This is a genomic window from Citrobacter sp. Cu096, from assembly GCF_030332285.1.
Taxonomy (GTDB): Bacteria; Pseudomonadota; Gammaproteobacteria; order Enterobacterales; family Enterobacteriaceae; genus Citrobacter; species Citrobacter meridianamericanus.
Map to the genome: position 1 here is coordinate 104,146 of NZ_JAOWID010000018.1, position 15,209 is coordinate 119,354.

16 protein-coding genes are annotated in these 15,209 nt (G+C 53.4%); 13 read left to right on the plus strand and 3 right to left on the minus strand.

Translation table 11 applies throughout. The features are described 5' to 3' along the window. The first annotated feature begins 77 nt into the window (after nt 1-77). Nucleotides 78-1,190 carry a methyl-accepting chemotaxis protein gene (locus OGX99_RS01900; RefSeq protein WP_151224482.1) on the plus strand — a complete coding sequence of 371 codons (1,113 nt, stop codon included), beginning with the start codon at nt 78-80 and terminating at the stop codon, nt 1,188-1,190. Between the two features lie 52 nt (nt 1,191-1,242). Here OGX99_RS01900 and fbp read toward each other — a convergent pair whose 3' ends face one another. Next, nucleotides 1,243-2,241, minus strand: coding sequence for a class 1 fructose-bisphosphatase (gene fbp, locus OGX99_RS01905; protein ID WP_003025742.1), 999 nt, complete (start codon nt 2,239-2,241; stop codon nt 1,243-1,245). A 175-nt stretch (nt 2,242-2,416) separates the two neighbouring features. On the opposite strand from fbp, the gene mpl reads away from it, so the two are divergent. Beyond that, complete coding sequence (mpl, locus tag OGX99_RS01910) at nt 2,417-3,796, plus strand: UDP-N-acetylmuramate:L-alanyl-gamma-D-glutamyl-meso-diaminopimelate ligase (RefSeq protein WP_187259196.1); 1,380 nt, start codon at nt 2,417-2,419, stop codon at nt 3,794-3,796. A gap of 584 nt (nt 3,797-4,380) precedes the next feature. Here the strand turns inward: mpl and OGX99_RS01915 are convergent. Both OGX99_RS01915 and yjgA read right to left on the minus strand, forming a co-directional pair. After that, nucleotides 4,381-4,824, minus strand: coding sequence for a DUF2628 domain-containing protein (locus tag OGX99_RS01915; RefSeq protein ID WP_187253627.1), 444 nt, complete (start codon nt 4,822-4,824; stop codon nt 4,381-4,383). Between the two features lie 198 nt (nt 4,825-5,022). Next, a complete protein-coding gene (yjgA, locus tag OGX99_RS01920; RefSeq protein ID WP_252838483.1) occupies nt 5,023-5,574 on the minus strand; it encodes a ribosome biogenesis factor YjgA in 552 nt (183 codons plus the stop codon). A gap of 95 nt (nt 5,575-5,669) precedes the next feature. Between yjgA and pmbA the strand changes: the two genes are divergently transcribed. From pmbA to OGX99_RS01975, 11 genes are all read left to right on the plus strand, one after another. Continuing rightward, nucleotides 5,670-7,022, plus strand: a complete 1,353-nt coding sequence (gene pmbA, locus OGX99_RS01925) for a metalloprotease PmbA (RefSeq protein WP_003830385.1) — start codon at nt 5,670-5,672, stop codon at nt 7,020-7,022. A gap of 47 nt (nt 7,023-7,069) precedes the next feature. Further along, nucleotides 7,070-7,456, plus strand: a complete 387-nt coding sequence (gene cybC / locus OGX99_RS01930; RefSeq protein ID WP_151217419.1) for a cytochrome b562 — start codon at nt 7,070-7,072, stop codon at nt 7,454-7,456. Nucleotides 7,457-7,786: 330 nt separating this feature from the next. Continuing rightward, nucleotides 7,787-8,095, plus strand: a complete 309-nt coding sequence (locus OGX99_RS01935) for a PRD domain-containing protein (protein WP_016151467.1) — start codon at nt 7,787-7,789, stop codon at nt 8,093-8,095. Nucleotides 8,096-8,105: 10 nt separating this feature from the next. Further along, on the plus strand, nt 8,106-8,468 hold the full coding sequence (locus OGX99_RS01940; RefSeq protein ID WP_103675660.1) for an SFCGS family glycine-rich protein: 363 nt from the start codon (nt 8,106-8,108) through the stop codon (nt 8,466-8,468). A 2-nt stretch (nt 8,469-8,470) separates the two neighbouring features. Next, nucleotides 8,471-8,770 carry a DUF4312 family protein gene (locus OGX99_RS01945; protein ID WP_038636649.1) on the plus strand — a complete coding sequence of 100 codons (300 nt, stop codon included), beginning with the start codon at nt 8,471-8,473 and terminating at the stop codon, nt 8,768-8,770. Nucleotides 8,771-8,792: 22 nt separating this feature from the next. After that, the gene (locus OGX99_RS01950; RefSeq protein WP_151217421.1) at nt 8,793-9,569 is read left to right on the plus strand and encodes a DUF4311 domain-containing protein; all 777 of its coding nucleotides are present in this window, start codon (nt 8,793-8,795) and stop codon (nt 9,567-9,569) included. Nucleotides 9,570-9,580: 11 nt separating this feature from the next. Then, nucleotides 9,581-10,225 carry a DUF4310 family protein gene (locus tag OGX99_RS01955; protein ID WP_003830379.1) on the plus strand — a complete coding sequence of 215 codons (645 nt, stop codon included), beginning with the start codon at nt 9,581-9,583 and terminating at the stop codon, nt 10,223-10,225. Between the two features lie 58 nt (nt 10,226-10,283). Next, nucleotides 10,284-11,417: an amidohydrolase/deacetylase family metallohydrolase gene (locus OGX99_RS01960; protein ID WP_151217423.1), complete on the plus strand. Its 1,134-nt coding sequence runs from the start codon at nt 10,284-10,286 to the stop codon at nt 11,415-11,417. Continuing rightward, nucleotides 11,401-12,519: a DgaE family pyridoxal phosphate-dependent ammonia lyase gene (locus OGX99_RS01965; protein WP_151217425.1), complete on the plus strand. Its 1,119-nt coding sequence runs from the start codon at nt 11,401-11,403 to the stop codon at nt 12,517-12,519. The genes OGX99_RS01960 and OGX99_RS01965 overlap by 17 nt, the downstream gene beginning before the upstream one ends. Beyond that, on the plus strand, nt 12,516-13,256 hold the full coding sequence (gene dagF, locus OGX99_RS01970; RefSeq protein ID WP_151217427.1) for a 2-dehydro-3-deoxy-phosphogluconate aldolase: 741 nt from the start codon (nt 12,516-12,518) through the stop codon (nt 13,254-13,256). The genes OGX99_RS01965 and dagF overlap by 4 nt, the downstream gene beginning before the upstream one ends. Before the next feature lie 21 nt (nt 13,257-13,277). Then, entirely contained in the window at nt 13,278-15,191 is a 1,914-nt protein-coding gene (locus OGX99_RS01975; RefSeq protein ID WP_151217429.1) for a BglG family transcription antiterminator, read from the plus strand. The last annotated feature ends 18 nt before the right edge of the window (nt 15,192-15,209 follow it).

A 15,209-nucleotide genomic window follows, 5' to 3' on the forward strand; every position in this document is an offset into this window, starting at 1 on the left:
AATACCTAAACTTTTTCCGGTTGTAGTCGATAGGTTCTGTACAGGTCTGTTTTAACCCTACAACCGGAAATATAACAATGCCAAAATCCCTTTCAATTCGATCAAGTTTGTTGGTGTTATTGTCGTTACTGACGTTCCTTCTGTTACTGACTGGAGGGATGGGGCTATATGCCTCTACTCGTATTATTACTTCATTGATTTACCACGCTATTATGAGTGGGGCAATGTTGGCTGCTATCGCGCTACTGGCCGTGATTTGGTTCATGCTGCGAAATAAGTTTCTCAAGCCGCTGGATAGCATAGTGGAGCAACTGGAACGCCTGGCGACGGGGGATTTGTCGCCGGTTTCGGCGCTGTCGGCTAGCGCTGAATTCAACCGCCTGAGCGCAGCGATGGATGAAATGCGCCATTCGCTGGGCGACTCGGTACAACGCGTACGCGATGCCAGTTCGCAAATTGATATTGGTAGCCGTGAGCTGACTGCCGGAAACCAGCATCTGGCGCAACGCACTGAATCGACCGCCACGTCGCTGGAGCAGACCGCCGCCAGCATGGAAGAACTCACGGCGACCGTGAAACAGAATGCACAGAACGCGGAACAGGCGCATCAGTTGGCAAAATCGGTGTCGGATACCGCCGATCGCGGTAGCGAGATGGTGTGCTATGTGATCGAGAAAATGCGCGATATTTCAGGCAGTTCCAGCCGAATCGCCGACATCCTTAGCGTAATCGATGGTATTGCTTTCCAGACCAACATCCTGGCGCTTAATGCCTCCGTTGAAGCGGCGCGCGCCGGTGAGCAAGGGCGGGGCTTTGCGGTTGTCGCAGGTGAAGTCCGAAACCTGGCCAGCCGCAGTGCTGAAGCGGCAAAAGAGATCCGCACCTTAATCAGCGATTCGCACACGCACGTGGGTGAAGGCAGTGAGCTGGCGCAGCAGGCGGGTGAAACCATGGATGAGATTGCGACCGAGGTCATGCGTATGACCAAACTGATGCGTGAAATTGCCAGTGCGTCCCAGGAACAGAGTCGCGGCATTGAGCAGGTGAATATTGCGGTGATTCAGATGGATGAAACGGCGCAGCAAAATGCGGCGTTGGTACAGCAGTCGTCAGCAGCTACCCGCTCGCTGGAAGAGCAGTCACATGCGCTGCTTGAAGCAATGGCAGTGTTTAAAGTACAAACGGCGTAGCGGATAAATTTGCCGGATGATGGGGTTAACACGTCTCATCCGGCAAAACGTATTACGCGTCCGGGAACTCGCGGATAAAGCGTTCTACATCTTCAACCATATGGTCGTTACCCACGAAGAAGGAGCGGCGCTGATGCAGGCTTTCCGGGATAATATCCAGAATACGATTTTTACCATCGCTCGCCTTGCCGCCCGCTTGCTCGGCCAGCAGGGCCATTGGGTTGCATTCGTACAGCAGACGCAGTTTTCCTTCCGGGTGGCTGGCGGTGCTTGGGTACAGGTAGATTCCGCCTTTCAGCAGATTGCGATGGAAGTCCGCAACCAGAGAGCCAATGTAGCGCGAGGTGTACGGGCGCTGGGTTGACTTATCTTCTTCCTGGCAGAATTTAATGTACTTCTTCACGCCGTTCGGGAATTTAATGTAGTTGCCTTCGTTAATGGAGTATGTGCTGCCTTTCGCCGGGAAGCGCATACGTTCCTGGCTGAGGCAGAATACGCCCAGAGAAGGATCGTAGGTGAAGGCGTGTACGCCGCAGCCGGTGGTGTACACCAGCATGGTGGAAGAACCATAAACCACGTAACCTGCCGCAACCTGCTTGTTGCCCGGCTGCAGGAAATCCTCTTCCGTGACCGGCGTGCCGACGGGGGTTACGCGGCGATAAATAGAGAAAATCGTACCGACAGAGACGTTAACATCGATGTTGGATGAGCCATCCAGCGGATCCATCAGCACAACATATTTTGCGTGTTCACAGCCTTCAAAGACGACGATTTCATCTTCTTCTTCCGAGGCAATGCCCGCCACAATGTCGCGCGCCTTCAGTGCAGCTTTCAGTTTTTCGTTCGCGAACAGATCGAGTTTTTGCTGAACCTCTCCCTGCACGTTCTCAGCACCGCTGGCACCCAGGATATCGACCAGACCGGCCTTATTGATATCGCGGTGGATGATCTTGGCGCCCAGCTTTATTGCCGACAACAAAGCAGTGAGTTCACCGGTAGCATGAGAAAACTCGTGCTGCTTTTCGACAATAAATTCACCTAACGTTTTCATAACACTTTCCCTGCAATTTATGTGGAGTAAAGCGACCGCAACAATATTAACAAATATTTCCATTGTTGCGCTTAGGTGAATCGCGCCAGCAAACTACGGAATATCCTGAAATGCGTTTCTCACTTGCCGGACATGTGCGTAAAATGGCCCCCAGATTAAAAAAGGATAGTGACGTATGCGCATTCATATTTTGGGAATTTGTGGCACTTTCATGGGCGGTCTGGCGATGCTGGCGCGCTCGCTCGGTCATGAAGTAACCGGTTCGGACGCCAATGTGTATCCGCCGATGAGTACCTTGCTTGAGAAGCAAGGTATTGATTTAATTCAGGGGTACGATGCCAGCCAGCTCGACCCGCAGCCGGACTTAGTGATCATCGGTAATGCCATGACCCGTGGTAATCCGTGCGTGGAAGCGGTGCTCGAGAAGAACATCCCGTACATGTCCGGCCCACAGTGGTTGCATGACTTTGTGCTGCGCGATCGCTGGGTACTGGCGGTTGCGGGCACGCATGGCAAAACCACCACCGCCGGAATGGCGACCTGGATCCTCGAAGCCTGCGGCTATAAGCCTGGCTTTGTGATCGGCGGCGTACCGGGTAACTTTGAGGTTTCTGCGCGTCTGGGCGAAAGCGACTTCTTCGTGATTGAAGCAGATGAGTACGACTGCGCCTTCTTCGACAAGCGTTCCAAATTCGTGCATTACTGCCCGCGTACGCTGATCCTCAACAACCTTGAGTTCGATCACGCGGACATCTTTGACGATCTGAAAGCGATCCAGAAACAGTTCCATCACCTGGTGCGTATCGTGCCGGGCCAGGGACGCATCATCTACCCGGAAAACGACATCAATCTGAAACAGACGATGGCGATGGGCTGCTGGAGCGAACAAGAGCTGGTGGGCGAACAAGGCCACTGGCAGGCGAAAAAGCTGACCACCGATGCCTCCGAGTGGGAAGTGTGGCTGGACGGTGAAAAAGTCGGTGAGGTGAAGTGGGGCCTGGTGGGCGAGCACAATATGCATAACGGTCTGATGGCGATTGCGGCCGCGCGCCATGTGGGCGTCGTGCCTGCGGATGCGGCCAATGCGCTGGGCTCGTTCATCAACGCCCGTCGTCGTCTTGAGCTTCGCGGCGAAGCCAATGGCGTGACGGTGTATGACGATTTTGCCCATCACCCGACGGCCATTCTGGCAACGCTTGCGGCGCTGCGCGGTAAAGTGGGTGGCACGGCGCGCATCATCGCGGTGCTGGAACCTCGCTCGAACACCATGAAAATGGGGCTGTGCAAAGATGACCTCGCGCCGTCGTTAGGCCGTGCGGACGAAGTGTTCCTGCTGCAACCGCCGCACATTCCCTGGCAGGTAGCAGAAGTCGCTGAAGCCTGCGTTCAGCCGGCACACTGGAGTGGCGATGTGGATGCACTGGCAGATATGGTGGTGAAAACCGCACAGCCTGGCGACCACATTCTGGTGATGAGCAACGGCGGATTTGGTGGTATTCATCAAAAACTGCTGGATGGCCTGGCGAAGAAAGCTCAGGCAGAAACGGAAGAGTAAAAAAATGCCCGGTGGCGCTACGCTTACCGGGCCTACAACGGATCGTAGGCCGGATAAGGTATTTGCACCGCCATCCGGCAAGCTCGTTTCGCCAAACTTTGTTTCTCTAAATAAAAAAGAAAACTGATGTCGTCAGATTTCTTTTTCCTATTCTGATAGATTATTGCAATAAATATATCTTTGCTGCATATTGAAAACATTATTTTTATATTCAATACAAGGATCGGTGCTACTTAATATGACAGCGAGTATAGTCTCTTCAAGTGATGGTAATAGAGAAATGGTAACGGTTTCTCTTTGGGTAAGTTTCATTGGGTTAGCTCTGGCAATTTGCTTTTTCTTGTATCTCATAACCGCAAGTATTGATGATGATGATGGTATAGCTATATTTCTTGTCATGGCTGGAATACTTTTTTTTGTTATTGGTTTTTCGATGAGTATTGCCGGAATGATATCGTCGAATTATCGTTTAAAGGCGTTTTGTGCTTTCATTATCACCTGCTTATCAGCTACGATGTACGTATCTACCACATTATTAATTGCATTTTAATAATAGCAGGGAGCCAACTATGCTCCCTGTGAGATTAATACTGACGTGATGGCAGGTTTGACACCGCTTCTGCGCTTTTTCGGGTTAACCCCTGGAACGGATTCCAACTTTCAACACCTTTCACCATGCGCAGGTAGTAGGCGGTATTGACTAAATAAGAACATACACAGGCGTATCCAATATTTATGACTTTGGCAAAGGCATTCATATCAATATCTGCCACAGCTTCTATTGCGATCAGCGCGGCCTGTATGGCCGCTACGCCCAAAAATAATACAAGTCCCTTTTTCCATAAGCCCAGGATGCAGAAGTAGACAAAGCCGAAGAAAAAAGCATATAAGTTGGCTCCTATACTTATCCTCTGTCCAAACTTCATTGTTCTATACGTTTTTGTATAAGAGGGTGTTCCTGGCAATCCATGCGTACTCAGAAAGTCAAAACGCTCTCGCCATTTTTCATTAATTGATTCTTTCTCCATTTTATAACCCTTGTGAATATAAATGTTATTCGAAGCGATTCCGTTCAGAATTTAGATTCAATCACTTTCAGGTACTGACTGCAACAATATTTGATCACTATAAAAATAGCCAGAAGGAATAATGTTGATTGTTATATTGATAATATAAATGTCTTATAAGGGTAATTTAATACCCTTATAAGAATCATAGCCGACGAGTTACGCCTCGTTTTCCGCCAGTTCGCGCAGATACTGGAAGATCTGGCGGGAAGATTTTGGCGGCTTGTTGCCCGCTTTTTCTTTCCTGGCGTTACGCACCAGCGAACGCAGTTGCTGACGGTCGGCGTCAGGCCACAGGTTTATCACTTCTTCGATAGCTTCATCGTTACCGTCAACCATACGGTCACGCAGTTGCTCCAGCTTATGGAAGACAACGACCTGTTGGTTGTGGCGGTTTTTCAGCTTATCCAGCGCCTGACGGATAGGATCAACATCGCGCTGGCGCAACATTTTGCCAATCAGCTGCAGCTGGCGGCGGCGACCTTCCATCTTAATACGCTGGGCCAGCTCAATCGCGGCACGTAAATCCGCATCGAGCGGGATTTTATCCAGCGCGTTTTTCCCCAGTTTTACCAGTTCCACACCCAGGTGTTTTAACTCCTCGGCGTCACGTTTTATTTCACTTTTACTGACCCAGATAATTTCATCGTCTTCGTCTTCGATGTCATCACCGGGAACGTCGTCGAGCCAGTCTTCGGGCTGCTTAGTCATGTCAGGCTCCTTAAAAAAAGAGGCTAATGTTACCAGTTAAGATGCGCACTGAAAAACGGTTCTCTGTTAGACTTCAGAGAAACTCTCTCTACATTATGGCATTTGCGATGAAAGTAATCTCACAAGTTGAAGCGCAGCGTAAGATTCTGGAAGAAGCGGTCTCGACGGCACTGGAATTAGCGTCAGGTAAGTCGGATGGCGCGGAAGTCGCTGTAAGCAAGACCACGGGTATTAGCGTCAGCACCCGTTATGGTGAAGTGGAGAACGTAGAATTCAATAGCGATGGCGCGTTGGGGATTACGGTTTATCACCAGAACCGTAAGGGCAGCGCATCGTCCACCGATTTAAGTCCGCAGGCGATTGCCCGTACCGTGCAGGCTGCGCTGGATATTGCGCGTTACACCTCACCGGACCCGTGCGCGGGCGTTGCAGATAAAGAATTACTGGCCTTTGATGCGCCCGATCTGGATCTGTTCCACCCAGCGGAAGTCTCGCCTGACGAAGCTATCGAATTGGCTGCCCGCGCTGAACAGGCGGCGCTGCAGGCTGATAAGCGTATCACCAATACCGAAGGCGGCAGCTTTAACAGCCACTATGGCATCAAAGTATTTGGCAACAGCCACGGCATGCTGCAGGGCTACTGCTCCACTCGTCATTCCCTTTCCAGCTGTGTGATCGCGGAAGAAAATGGCGATATGGAACGCGATTACGCCTACACCATTGGTCGGGCGATGGGCGATCTGCAAACGCCGGAGTGGGTGGGGGCAGACTGTGCTCGCCGTACCTTATCTCGTTTGTCGCCGCGTAAGCTTTCCACCATGAAAGCGCCGGTGATTTTCGCCAACGAAGTGGCGACCGGACTGTTCGGACACCTGGTCGGCGCGATCGCCGGTGGTTCGGTGTACCGCAAATCCACCTTCCTGCTGGATTCGCTGGGTAAACAAATTCTGCCGGAATGGCTGACTATTGAAGAACATCCGCACCTGCTGAAGGGACTGGCGTCATCGCCGTTCGACAGTGAAGGGGTACGGACTGAACGCCGCGACATCATTAAAGACGGCGTGCTGACTCAATGGCTGTTGACCAACTATTCCGCACGTAAGCTGGGGCTGAAGAGCACCGGGCATGCGGGGGGGATCCACAACTGGCGAATTCCGGGACAAGGTCTAAGCTTCGAGCAGCTACTCAAAGAGATGGGGACAGGCCTTGTGGTTACCGAGCTGATGGGCCAGGGCGTAAGCGGCATTACCGGGGATTACTCGCGCGGTGCGGCGGGCTTCTGGGTCGAAAACGGCGAAATTCAGTATCCGGTAAGTGAAATTACCATCGCCGGGAACTTAAAAGAGATGTGGCGCAATATTGTGACCGTAGGGAACGATATTGAAACGCGCAGTAATATTCAGTGTGGTTCGGTATTGTTACCGGAGATGAAAATCGCCGGGCAATGATACTCGTTAAGGCGTAAATTTTTTAATAATAAAAAAGGAAGTGAGCAATGCGTAAACACCTGTTAGCGATCGTCGCGGCTTCAACGCTGGTTCTTGGTTCTTCTGCGTTTGCAGCCGATCTCGAAGATGACATGGGGATCCTCAACGACAACCTGAAGATCGTCGAAAAAACGGATAATGCGACTGAACTGAAAGATGCGTTAACCAAAATGCGTGCAGCCGCGCTGGACGCTCAAAAAGGAACACCGCCGAAGCTGGAAAGCAAATCCCCGGACAGCCCGGAGATGAAGGATTTCCGCCACGGTTTTGACACACTGATCGGTCAGATTGATGGCGCGCTTAAGCTGGCGAACGAAGGTAAAGTCAAAGAGGCGAAAGCCGTTGCGGAAGACATGAAAACCACGCGCAACGAAAACCACAAGAAGTTCCGCTAATCTACGCTATCCGGCCTGCATAACCGTGGGCCGGATAAGACGCTGCGTCACAACACCCCATAAGTAAACGCTATACCCATCACATTTTTTCATTTTTATCGTCCATTCATTGTTCGTATCGCCGTCCATTTTTCGGCTCACTCTTGCGATCTCAATCACATTCTTCCAGTGATAAATCGTGAACCCGACCCATTTTGCGGCGCAGATCACTAACGCTGACCCCCTTTCCACTTCGAAGTGGAAAACAACTCGCTACAAACTTTTAACCCCCACCGCTAATTTATCCCCAGAGCCATTAGTGGGGTAAGACGAGTGAATAACGGAGCTGTAATGAATGACATGGGGGAATCGGTGGAACTGGCCGACCGCATGCTGGCGCAGGTGTATGCCTTGCTGCGTGAACGCCACATTATTCCCAACGCTGTACAGGAACAGATGCTGACGTCGCATGTTCGCGCCATGGCGCACCGCTCGGTAACGGGTGAACCCTTACCTGAAGTCGATGCCAGCTTGTTTGATGAAATTTCTGCCGAATCAATGGCGCTTGCCCGCGACGTGGTTGCCGAGTTTGGCAACCTTCCTGAGGAAGAGGCCTGGCTGCTGTCGGTGCACTTCGAAGTCGCAAAAGACAACCTTTAAGGAGCAAAAGATGGAACAGATTACCGTAGTGATTGGCGATCGTCTGGGTAAAGGCCAGAAAGTGGCGGCAGGCGTTGAGAAAGCGGGTGGCCGTGCGGTTGTGGTACCAGGCGTTGCGGCTGACATGAAGCTGGGTGACGTAATGAAAGCGGAAAACGCCACCTTTGGTATCTCGTTTTGCGGCAGCGGTGGGGCGGGGGCAATTACCGCGCAGAACAAATACGGCTACAAGGCGAAATACGGCATGCGCTCGGTTGATGAAGGCGTCACCGCCATCAACGAAGGTTGCAACGTGCTGGGGTTCGGTTTTATGGACAAAGAAGAGCTCGGTGAACGCCTGGTTCAGGCGTGGCAAAAGAAACACGGCGCTTAAGCATGAAAGAGCAATTCACCACCACGGTGAGAGTCACTGGCAAGGGCGAGGCAAAAGCGCGCGCCTTTGCCGACGCCCTGAACCACGTTCAGGCTGCGGTGATGAAAGCGTCGCCGCATATCTTACTGCGTATTGAGCCACAGGATGTGCAGGTTGTTCAAGCGCGTGAAACGGTGCGCAAAGAGGCGTTTTTATTTCTCTTTCTGCGCCGGGAAAGACGCACCTTCAGCGTGGAGCTGGATGTGACCGTCAACGTGACTGCCATCAATCTCGACAAGGTGGATTTCGTTACGCAACGCTGATTCTTTATTAAAAGGCATAAATATGTTCCTGATAATATTAATAAAATCGCTCATCATTGGTGGCCTGGTTGGCGTCGGTGTCGGCGCTGGGGCTGCACGCATGTTTCATGCGCCTACCACTCAAGGGATGGGCGCGTTTCGTACTCTGGGAGAACTGAATTCCTGTGAAGGGGATCCGGCTTCTCACTTCTCGTTCGGCCTGGGCTTCTTCTTTAACGCCTGGGCTTCTTCCGTTGCGGCGGGAGCGTTCACGCAGGACGTTGACCATCGCATCATCCCCAACTGGGGCGCCGCCGCGCTGATGGTTAAAAACCGCAACGTCGGCGAAACGCTGCACGATCCCAAACGCATGGCGATTGCCTGTGGCGTTATCGGGATGATTGTCGTGACCTTCCTGAACCTCACCGCGTCATCCGTACCGGAAGCGTTGCAAGTTACTGCCGTCAAGGTACTGGTGCCTGCGGCTAACCTGCTGGTTAACACCGTGATGCCAGTGATTTTCTGGCTGGCGGCGATCGATGCCGGTAAGAAATCAGGTTTCTGGGCCACCGTTTTTGGCGGCGCGGCGCAACTGATTATGGGCAACGCCGTCCCGGGTCTGGTCCTTGGTATTTTGATCGGTAAAGGCGTGGAAGAAAGCGGCTGGAACCACGTTACCAAAGTCATGATGGTGGCTATTGTTGCACTGTTTGTCCTGAGCGGCTTCTTCCGCGGCTTCGATATGAAGATGATCGAATCCTTCCATCTGACCGTGCCTGGCTGGTTGGAACTTATCCATAACTCACTCAGCGGCAAATAACGGAGGCCATCATGGAACAGAATAAAGGTTTTTGGTTCGCTGACTGGTCGTTCCCGATCTTCGTTGGCCTGCTCTCCTCTGGCGTATTTGCCGGAACGCACATGTACTACCTGTACGGTATCGGCGCATTTAACGAAGTCGCTTTTGTGGCGATGCTAAAGGCGGGAATGGACACCGGCTCTTACGGAGCGGTGGCGGCATTTGGCGCAAGCTTCCTGTTTGCCCGCATCATTGAAGGTTCGCTGGTGGGGATTCTGGATATCGGCGGCGCGATTCAGACCGGAGTCGGGTTAGGTGTTCCGGCGCTGTTGCTGGGCGCGGGCATTATCTTCCCGGTCGCCAACTTCGCCGCCTCTCTGGTCACCGGCCTGGTGATTGGCCTGGCGATTGGCTACATCATCATCCTGGCGCGTAAGTTCACCATCAATCAGAGCGATTCAACCTACGGGGCGGACGTCATGATGGGGGCCGGTAACGCCTCTGGCCGCTTCCTCGGGCCATTGATTATCCTCAGCGCGATGACCGCTTCTATCCCTATCGGCATCGGTTCGCTGGCAGGTGCGCTGCTGTTTTACCTGTGGCAAAAACCGATCACCGGCGGGGCGATCCTTGGGGCAATGATCCTCGGTTCAATCTTCCCGATTGCCATTAGCTAACTGTTGATTTGTAGGCCGGATAAGGCGGTTACGCCGCCATCCGGCAAAGGAGAGAGCGATGTTTGATTTACTCCTGCGCCGTGCGCGCCTCGTTGACGATACGGTGAGCGATATTGCGCTGAAAGACGGCAAAATTGCGGCGTTGGGCAACGTTGATGGCCCAGCGCTGAAAACCATTGAGCTCGGCGGCGAGTGCTACGTCAGCGCAGGCTGGATTGATTCCCACGTTCACTGTTACCCGAAATCCCCGATTTATCACGACCAGCCGGACAGCGTCGGTATTGCGACTGGCGTCACCACGGTCGTGGATGCGGGCAGTACCGGGGCGGATGATATCGACGATTTTTACACCTTGACCCGGGAAGCGGCGACTGAAGTGTATGCGCTGCTGAACATCTCCCGTGTTGGGCTTATTGCCCAGAATGAGCTGGCTAACATGGCCAATATTGACGCCGATGCGGTGCGGCAGGCAGTGAAACGCTATCCTGATTTTATCGTCGGCCTGAAGGCACGCATGAGCAGCAGCGTGGTCGGCGAAAACGGCATCACCCCGCTGGATCGTGCCAAAGAGATGCAAAAAGAGAATGGCGACCTGCCGCTGATGGTGCACATCGGCAACAACCCGCCGAATCTCGATGAGATCGCCGAACGCCTGAGTGCGGGCGACATTATTACCCACTGCTACAACGGTAAGCCGAACCGCATTCTGACGCCGCAAGGCGAGCTGCGCGCATCTGTCACGCGGGCGCTGCAACGTGGAGTCCGTCTGGACGTTGGCCACGGCACCGCCAGCCTGAGCTTTGCGGTGGCAAAACGCGCTATCGGTCTTGGCATTTTGCCGCACACCATCAGCTCCGATATTTATTGCCGCAACCGTATCAGCGGTCCTGTGTATTCCCTGGCGAATGTGATGTCGAAATTTCTCGCCATTGGGATGTCGCTCCCGCAGGTCATCGAGTGCGTGACCGCCAATGCCGCTGACGGCCTGCGTCTGAAACAGAAAGGGCGACTGCAGGTTGGTCTGGATGCTGATTTGACCCTCTTTACGCTTAAGCGCCAGCCAACCGTGCTGGTAGATGCAGAAAACGACAGCCTGCAGGCTGAACAACTGCTGGTGCCGCTTGCCGCAATACGTGCGGGCAAGGGCTATATGACCGAACAAGGGAGCGCGGAACATGCCTTCGATTTTTGAGAAATACGATTTAAAACAGGTAATTAACACATCAGGCCGTATGACGGCACTTGGCGTCTCCACGCCGCGACCAGAAGTGGTTCAGGTCGCGATGGCGGGAATGAATCAGTACTTCGAAATGAAAGATCTGGTCAATAAAACCGGCGACTACATCGCGAAATTACTGGAAGTGGAAGGGGCGACCGTCGTTTCCTGCGCGTCGGCGGGAATCGCCCAGTCGGTGGCTGCGGTGCTGGTTAAAGATAGCGACTGGCTGCTGGAGAATCTGCACGTTACGCCCATCGAGAACAACGAAATCGTGCTGCCCAGAGGCCACAACGTCAACTTTGGCGCACCGGTAGGCACTATGGTGGCGCTCGGCGGCGGTAAGCTGGTGGAAGCGGGCTATGCCAATGAATGTTCCGCGGCACAGCTGGCGGCGGCCATTACGCCGCGCACGGCGGCGATTCTGTATATCAAATCTCACCACTGTGTACAGAAAAGTATGCTCAGCGTGGAGCAGGCCGCGGTGGTGGCGCGCACGCATAATCTGCCGCTGATTGTGGACGCAGCGGCGGAAGAAGATTTGCAGTGCTACTACCGCCTTGGTGCAGATCTGGTGATTTACAGCGGCGCAAAGGCGATTGAAGGGCCAACCAGCGGTCTGGTGATCGGCAAAACCCAGTACGTTGAGTGGGTGAAGCGCCAGACGGCGGGGATTGGCCGGGCGATGAAGGTGGGCAAAGAGGGTATTCTTGGCCTGACCTGCGCTATCGAACTGTATCTGAACGCGCAAAAAGAGAGTGGCGCGGAGATGGTCGAGAAAATGACGCCGTTCATTAATGCGCTGAATACCTTTAATGGCGTCAGTGCCCGCGTGGTGTGGGATGGCGCTGGGCGCGACATCGCCCGTACGGAAATTAAGTTTGACGAAGCGGTAACCGGTATCGCCACGGGCGAACTGGTTGAAGCCCTGAAACAAGGCGAGTACGCGATTTACTTCCGTGGTTACAAAGCCAACGAAGGCATTATCGAGGCCGATGTGCGCAGCGTCGATCGCGCGCAACTGGAAATTGTGGCCCGTCGAATTGGTGAAGTGATTTCACAGGAGAAAAACGCATGAAACTGACCCCTAACTTTTATCGCGACCGCGTCTGCCTGAACGTGCTGGCAGGCTCCAAAGAAAATGCGCGGGATATTTACGCGGCAGCGGAAGGACACGTGCTGGTCGGCGTGTTGTCAAAAAATTATCCGGATGTCGCAAGCGCGGTCGCGGATATGCGTGAATACGCAGCGCTTATCGACAATGCGCTCTCCGTGGGATTGGGGGCAGGCGACCCAAACCAGTCGGCGATGGTCAGTGAGATCTCTCGTCAGGTACAGCCGCAGCATGTTAATCAAGTCTTTACCGGTGTGGCAACCAGTCGTGCGCTGTTGGGCCAGCAGGAGACGGTAGTCAACGGTCTGGTCTCGCCAACGGGTACGCCGGGGATGGTGAAAATCTCCACCGGTCCGCTGAGCAGCCAGACATCGGACGGTATTGTACCGGTAGAAACCGCGATTGCGTTGCTCAAAGATATGGGTGGTAGCTCGATTAAATACTTCCCGATGGGCGGCCTGAAATGCCGTGATGAGTACATTGCCGTAGCGCAGGCCTGTGCCCGGCATGACTTCTGGCTGGAGCCTACCGGGGGTATCGATCTGGATAATTTCACTGAAATCCTGCAGATCGCTCTGGATGCCGGAGTGAGCAAAATCATTCCTCACATCTATAGTTCGATTATTGATAAGGTGAGTGGTAACACCCGCCCGGATGACGTGCGCCAGTTGATGGCGATGACCCGGGCTTGCGTAGGCTAACTGACAGATGAGGAGACTGACGTGCGATTCCCCAACCAACGTTTAGCGCAGCTGTTTGGCATGCTGCAAAACGAAGCGCTTCCACAGGACGAGCTGGCGCAGCGGTTGTCGGTTTCCACACGCACCGTACGAGCTGACATCACTGCGCTAAACGCGCTGCTCACCCAGTACGGCGCGCAGTTTGTCCTCAGCCGGGGCAACGGTTATCAGCTCAAAATTGACGATCCGGCAAGTTATCATACCCTGCAAACGCAGCAGCCTGATGGGTTGCTGCGCATCCCGCGAACCAGCCAGGAACGGATACACTGGCTGGTGGTTCGTTTTCTGACGTCGGCCTTCTCGCTAAAGCTTGAAGATTTGGCTGATGAATGGTTTATCAGCCGTGCGACGCTGCAAAACGATATGGCTGAGGTACGTGAACATCTGCAACGTTATCATCTCACGCTGGAAACGCGCCCCCGTCACGGCATGAAGCTGTTTGGCAGCGAGATGGCGATCCGCGCCTGTCTGACCGATCTGCTGTGGACGCTGGCGCAGCAGGATCCGCAGCACCCATTAGTGATGCAAGAGGCGCTGAATGCCGGGATCCCTGAGCAGCTACAGCCCGTTTTACAGGATATTTTTGCTCGTTTTCATATTCGCCTGACCGATGAGGGCGAGCTATTTTTGCGGTTGTACAGCGCAGTAGCGGTACGGCGGATTAGCGAAGGGTATCCATTGCCGGAGTTTGCCGCAGAAGAAACGGATCAATCGGTATGCCTTGCCGCGCGTGAGATTGCGGCGGTCCTGCACCGACTGGCAGACAAACCGCTTTCTGTTTTCGAAGAGAACTGGCTACAGGTGCACATCGCCGCCCGTCAGGTACAAGAGATCGCCCCCAGCGCCATTAATGCGGATGATGACGAAGCGCTGGTTAATTACATCCTGCGTTTTATCAACACGCAGTACAACTACAACCTGTTGAATGACAAACAGTTACATGCCGATCTGCTGACGCATATTAAGACGATGATCACCCGCGTACGTTACCAGATAATGATCCCCAATCCGCTGCTGGAAAATATTAAACAGCACTATCCTATGGCGTGGGATATGACGCTGGCCGCCGTCTCGGGATGGGGGAAATATACGCCATATGCCATCAGTGAAAATGAGATTGGCTTTCTGGTCCTGCATATTGGCGTTGGATTGGAACGTAGTTACAACATCGGTTACCAGAGACAGCCGAAAGTTCTGCTGGTATGCGATGCCGGAAACGCGATGGCGCGGATGATTGAAGCGGTGCTGGCGCGTAAGTATCCGCAGATAGAAATTGTCGATACCGTCACGCTGCGTGACTACGAACAGCGGGAAAGCATTAGCGAGGATTTTGTTATCTCTACCGCGCGGATCGGGGAAAAAGATAAGCCTGTAGCGATGATTGCGCCGTTCCCGACCGATTATCAACTGGAGCAAATTGGCAAACTGGTGCTGGTGGACAGAACTCGTCCGTGGATGCTGAATAAATTTTTCGATGCCGCCCATTTTCGTGTGATCGACGGTCCTATGGATCAACAAACGCTGTTCACCACGCTATGTCGGCAGTTGCAGAATGAAGGCTTTGTCGATGCAGAGTTTCTTGATTCGGTGGTTGAACGTGAGGCCATCGTCAGCACGATGCTGGGCGACGGCATCGCGTTGCCGCACGCCCTCGGTCTGCTGGCAAAGAAAACGGTGGTCTACACTATCCTCGCTCCGCAGGGTATTGCCTGGGGCGATGAAACGGCGCACGTGATCTTCCTCCTCGCCATCAGTAAAAGCGAGTACGAAGAAGCGATGGCGATCTACGATATTTTCGTCACCTTCCTGCGCGAGCGCGCCATGACGCGGCTCTGCGCATGTCAGAATTTCAGCGAGTTCAAAACCGTCGCCATGGAGTGCGTGAGCCGTTTTTGAGAGGTGGATAACAGAATG

Excerpts from the sequence above, each read along its gene's own strand:
- OGX99_RS01900 (WP_151224482.1), top strand. The coding sequence starts at position 78 with ATGCCAAAATCCCTTTCAATTCGATCAAGTTTGTTGGTGTTATTGTCG.
- fbp (WP_003025742.1), bottom strand. The coding sequence starts at position 2,241 with ATGAAAACGTTAGGTGAATTTATTGTCGAAAAGCAGCACGAGTTTTCT.
- mpl (WP_187259196.1), top strand. The coding sequence starts at position 2,417 with ATGCGCATTCATATTTTGGGAATTTGTGGCACTTTCATGGGCGGTCTG.
- OGX99_RS01915 (WP_187253627.1), bottom strand. The coding sequence starts at position 4,824 with ATGGAGAAAGAATCAATTAATGAAAAATGGCGAGAGCGTTTTGACTTT.
- yjgA (WP_252838483.1), bottom strand. The coding sequence starts at position 5,574 with ATGACTAAGCAGCCCGAAGACTGGCTCGACGACGTTCCCGGTGATGAC.
- pmbA (WP_003830385.1), top strand. The coding sequence starts at position 5,670 with ATGGCATTTGCGATGAAAGTAATCTCACAAGTTGAAGCGCAGCGTAAG.
- cybC (WP_151217419.1), top strand. The coding sequence starts at position 7,070 with ATGCGTAAACACCTGTTAGCGATCGTCGCGGCTTCAACGCTGGTTCTT.
- OGX99_RS01935 (WP_016151467.1), top strand. The coding sequence starts at position 7,787 with ATGAATGACATGGGGGAATCGGTGGAACTGGCCGACCGCATGCTGGCG.
- OGX99_RS01940 (WP_103675660.1), top strand. The coding sequence starts at position 8,106 with ATGGAACAGATTACCGTAGTGATTGGCGATCGTCTGGGTAAAGGCCAG.
- OGX99_RS01945 (WP_038636649.1), top strand. The coding sequence starts at position 8,471 with ATGAAAGAGCAATTCACCACCACGGTGAGAGTCACTGGCAAGGGCGAG.
- OGX99_RS01950 (WP_151217421.1), top strand. The coding sequence starts at position 8,793 with ATGTTCCTGATAATATTAATAAAATCGCTCATCATTGGTGGCCTGGTT.
- OGX99_RS01955 (WP_003830379.1), top strand. The coding sequence starts at position 9,581 with ATGGAACAGAATAAAGGTTTTTGGTTCGCTGACTGGTCGTTCCCGATC.
- OGX99_RS01960 (WP_151217423.1), top strand. The coding sequence starts at position 10,284 with ATGTTTGATTTACTCCTGCGCCGTGCGCGCCTCGTTGACGATACGGTG.
- OGX99_RS01965 (WP_151217425.1), top strand. The coding sequence starts at position 11,401 with ATGCCTTCGATTTTTGAGAAATACGATTTAAAACAGGTAATTAACACA.
- dagF (WP_151217427.1), top strand. The coding sequence starts at position 12,516 with ATGAAACTGACCCCTAACTTTTATCGCGACCGCGTCTGCCTGAACGTG.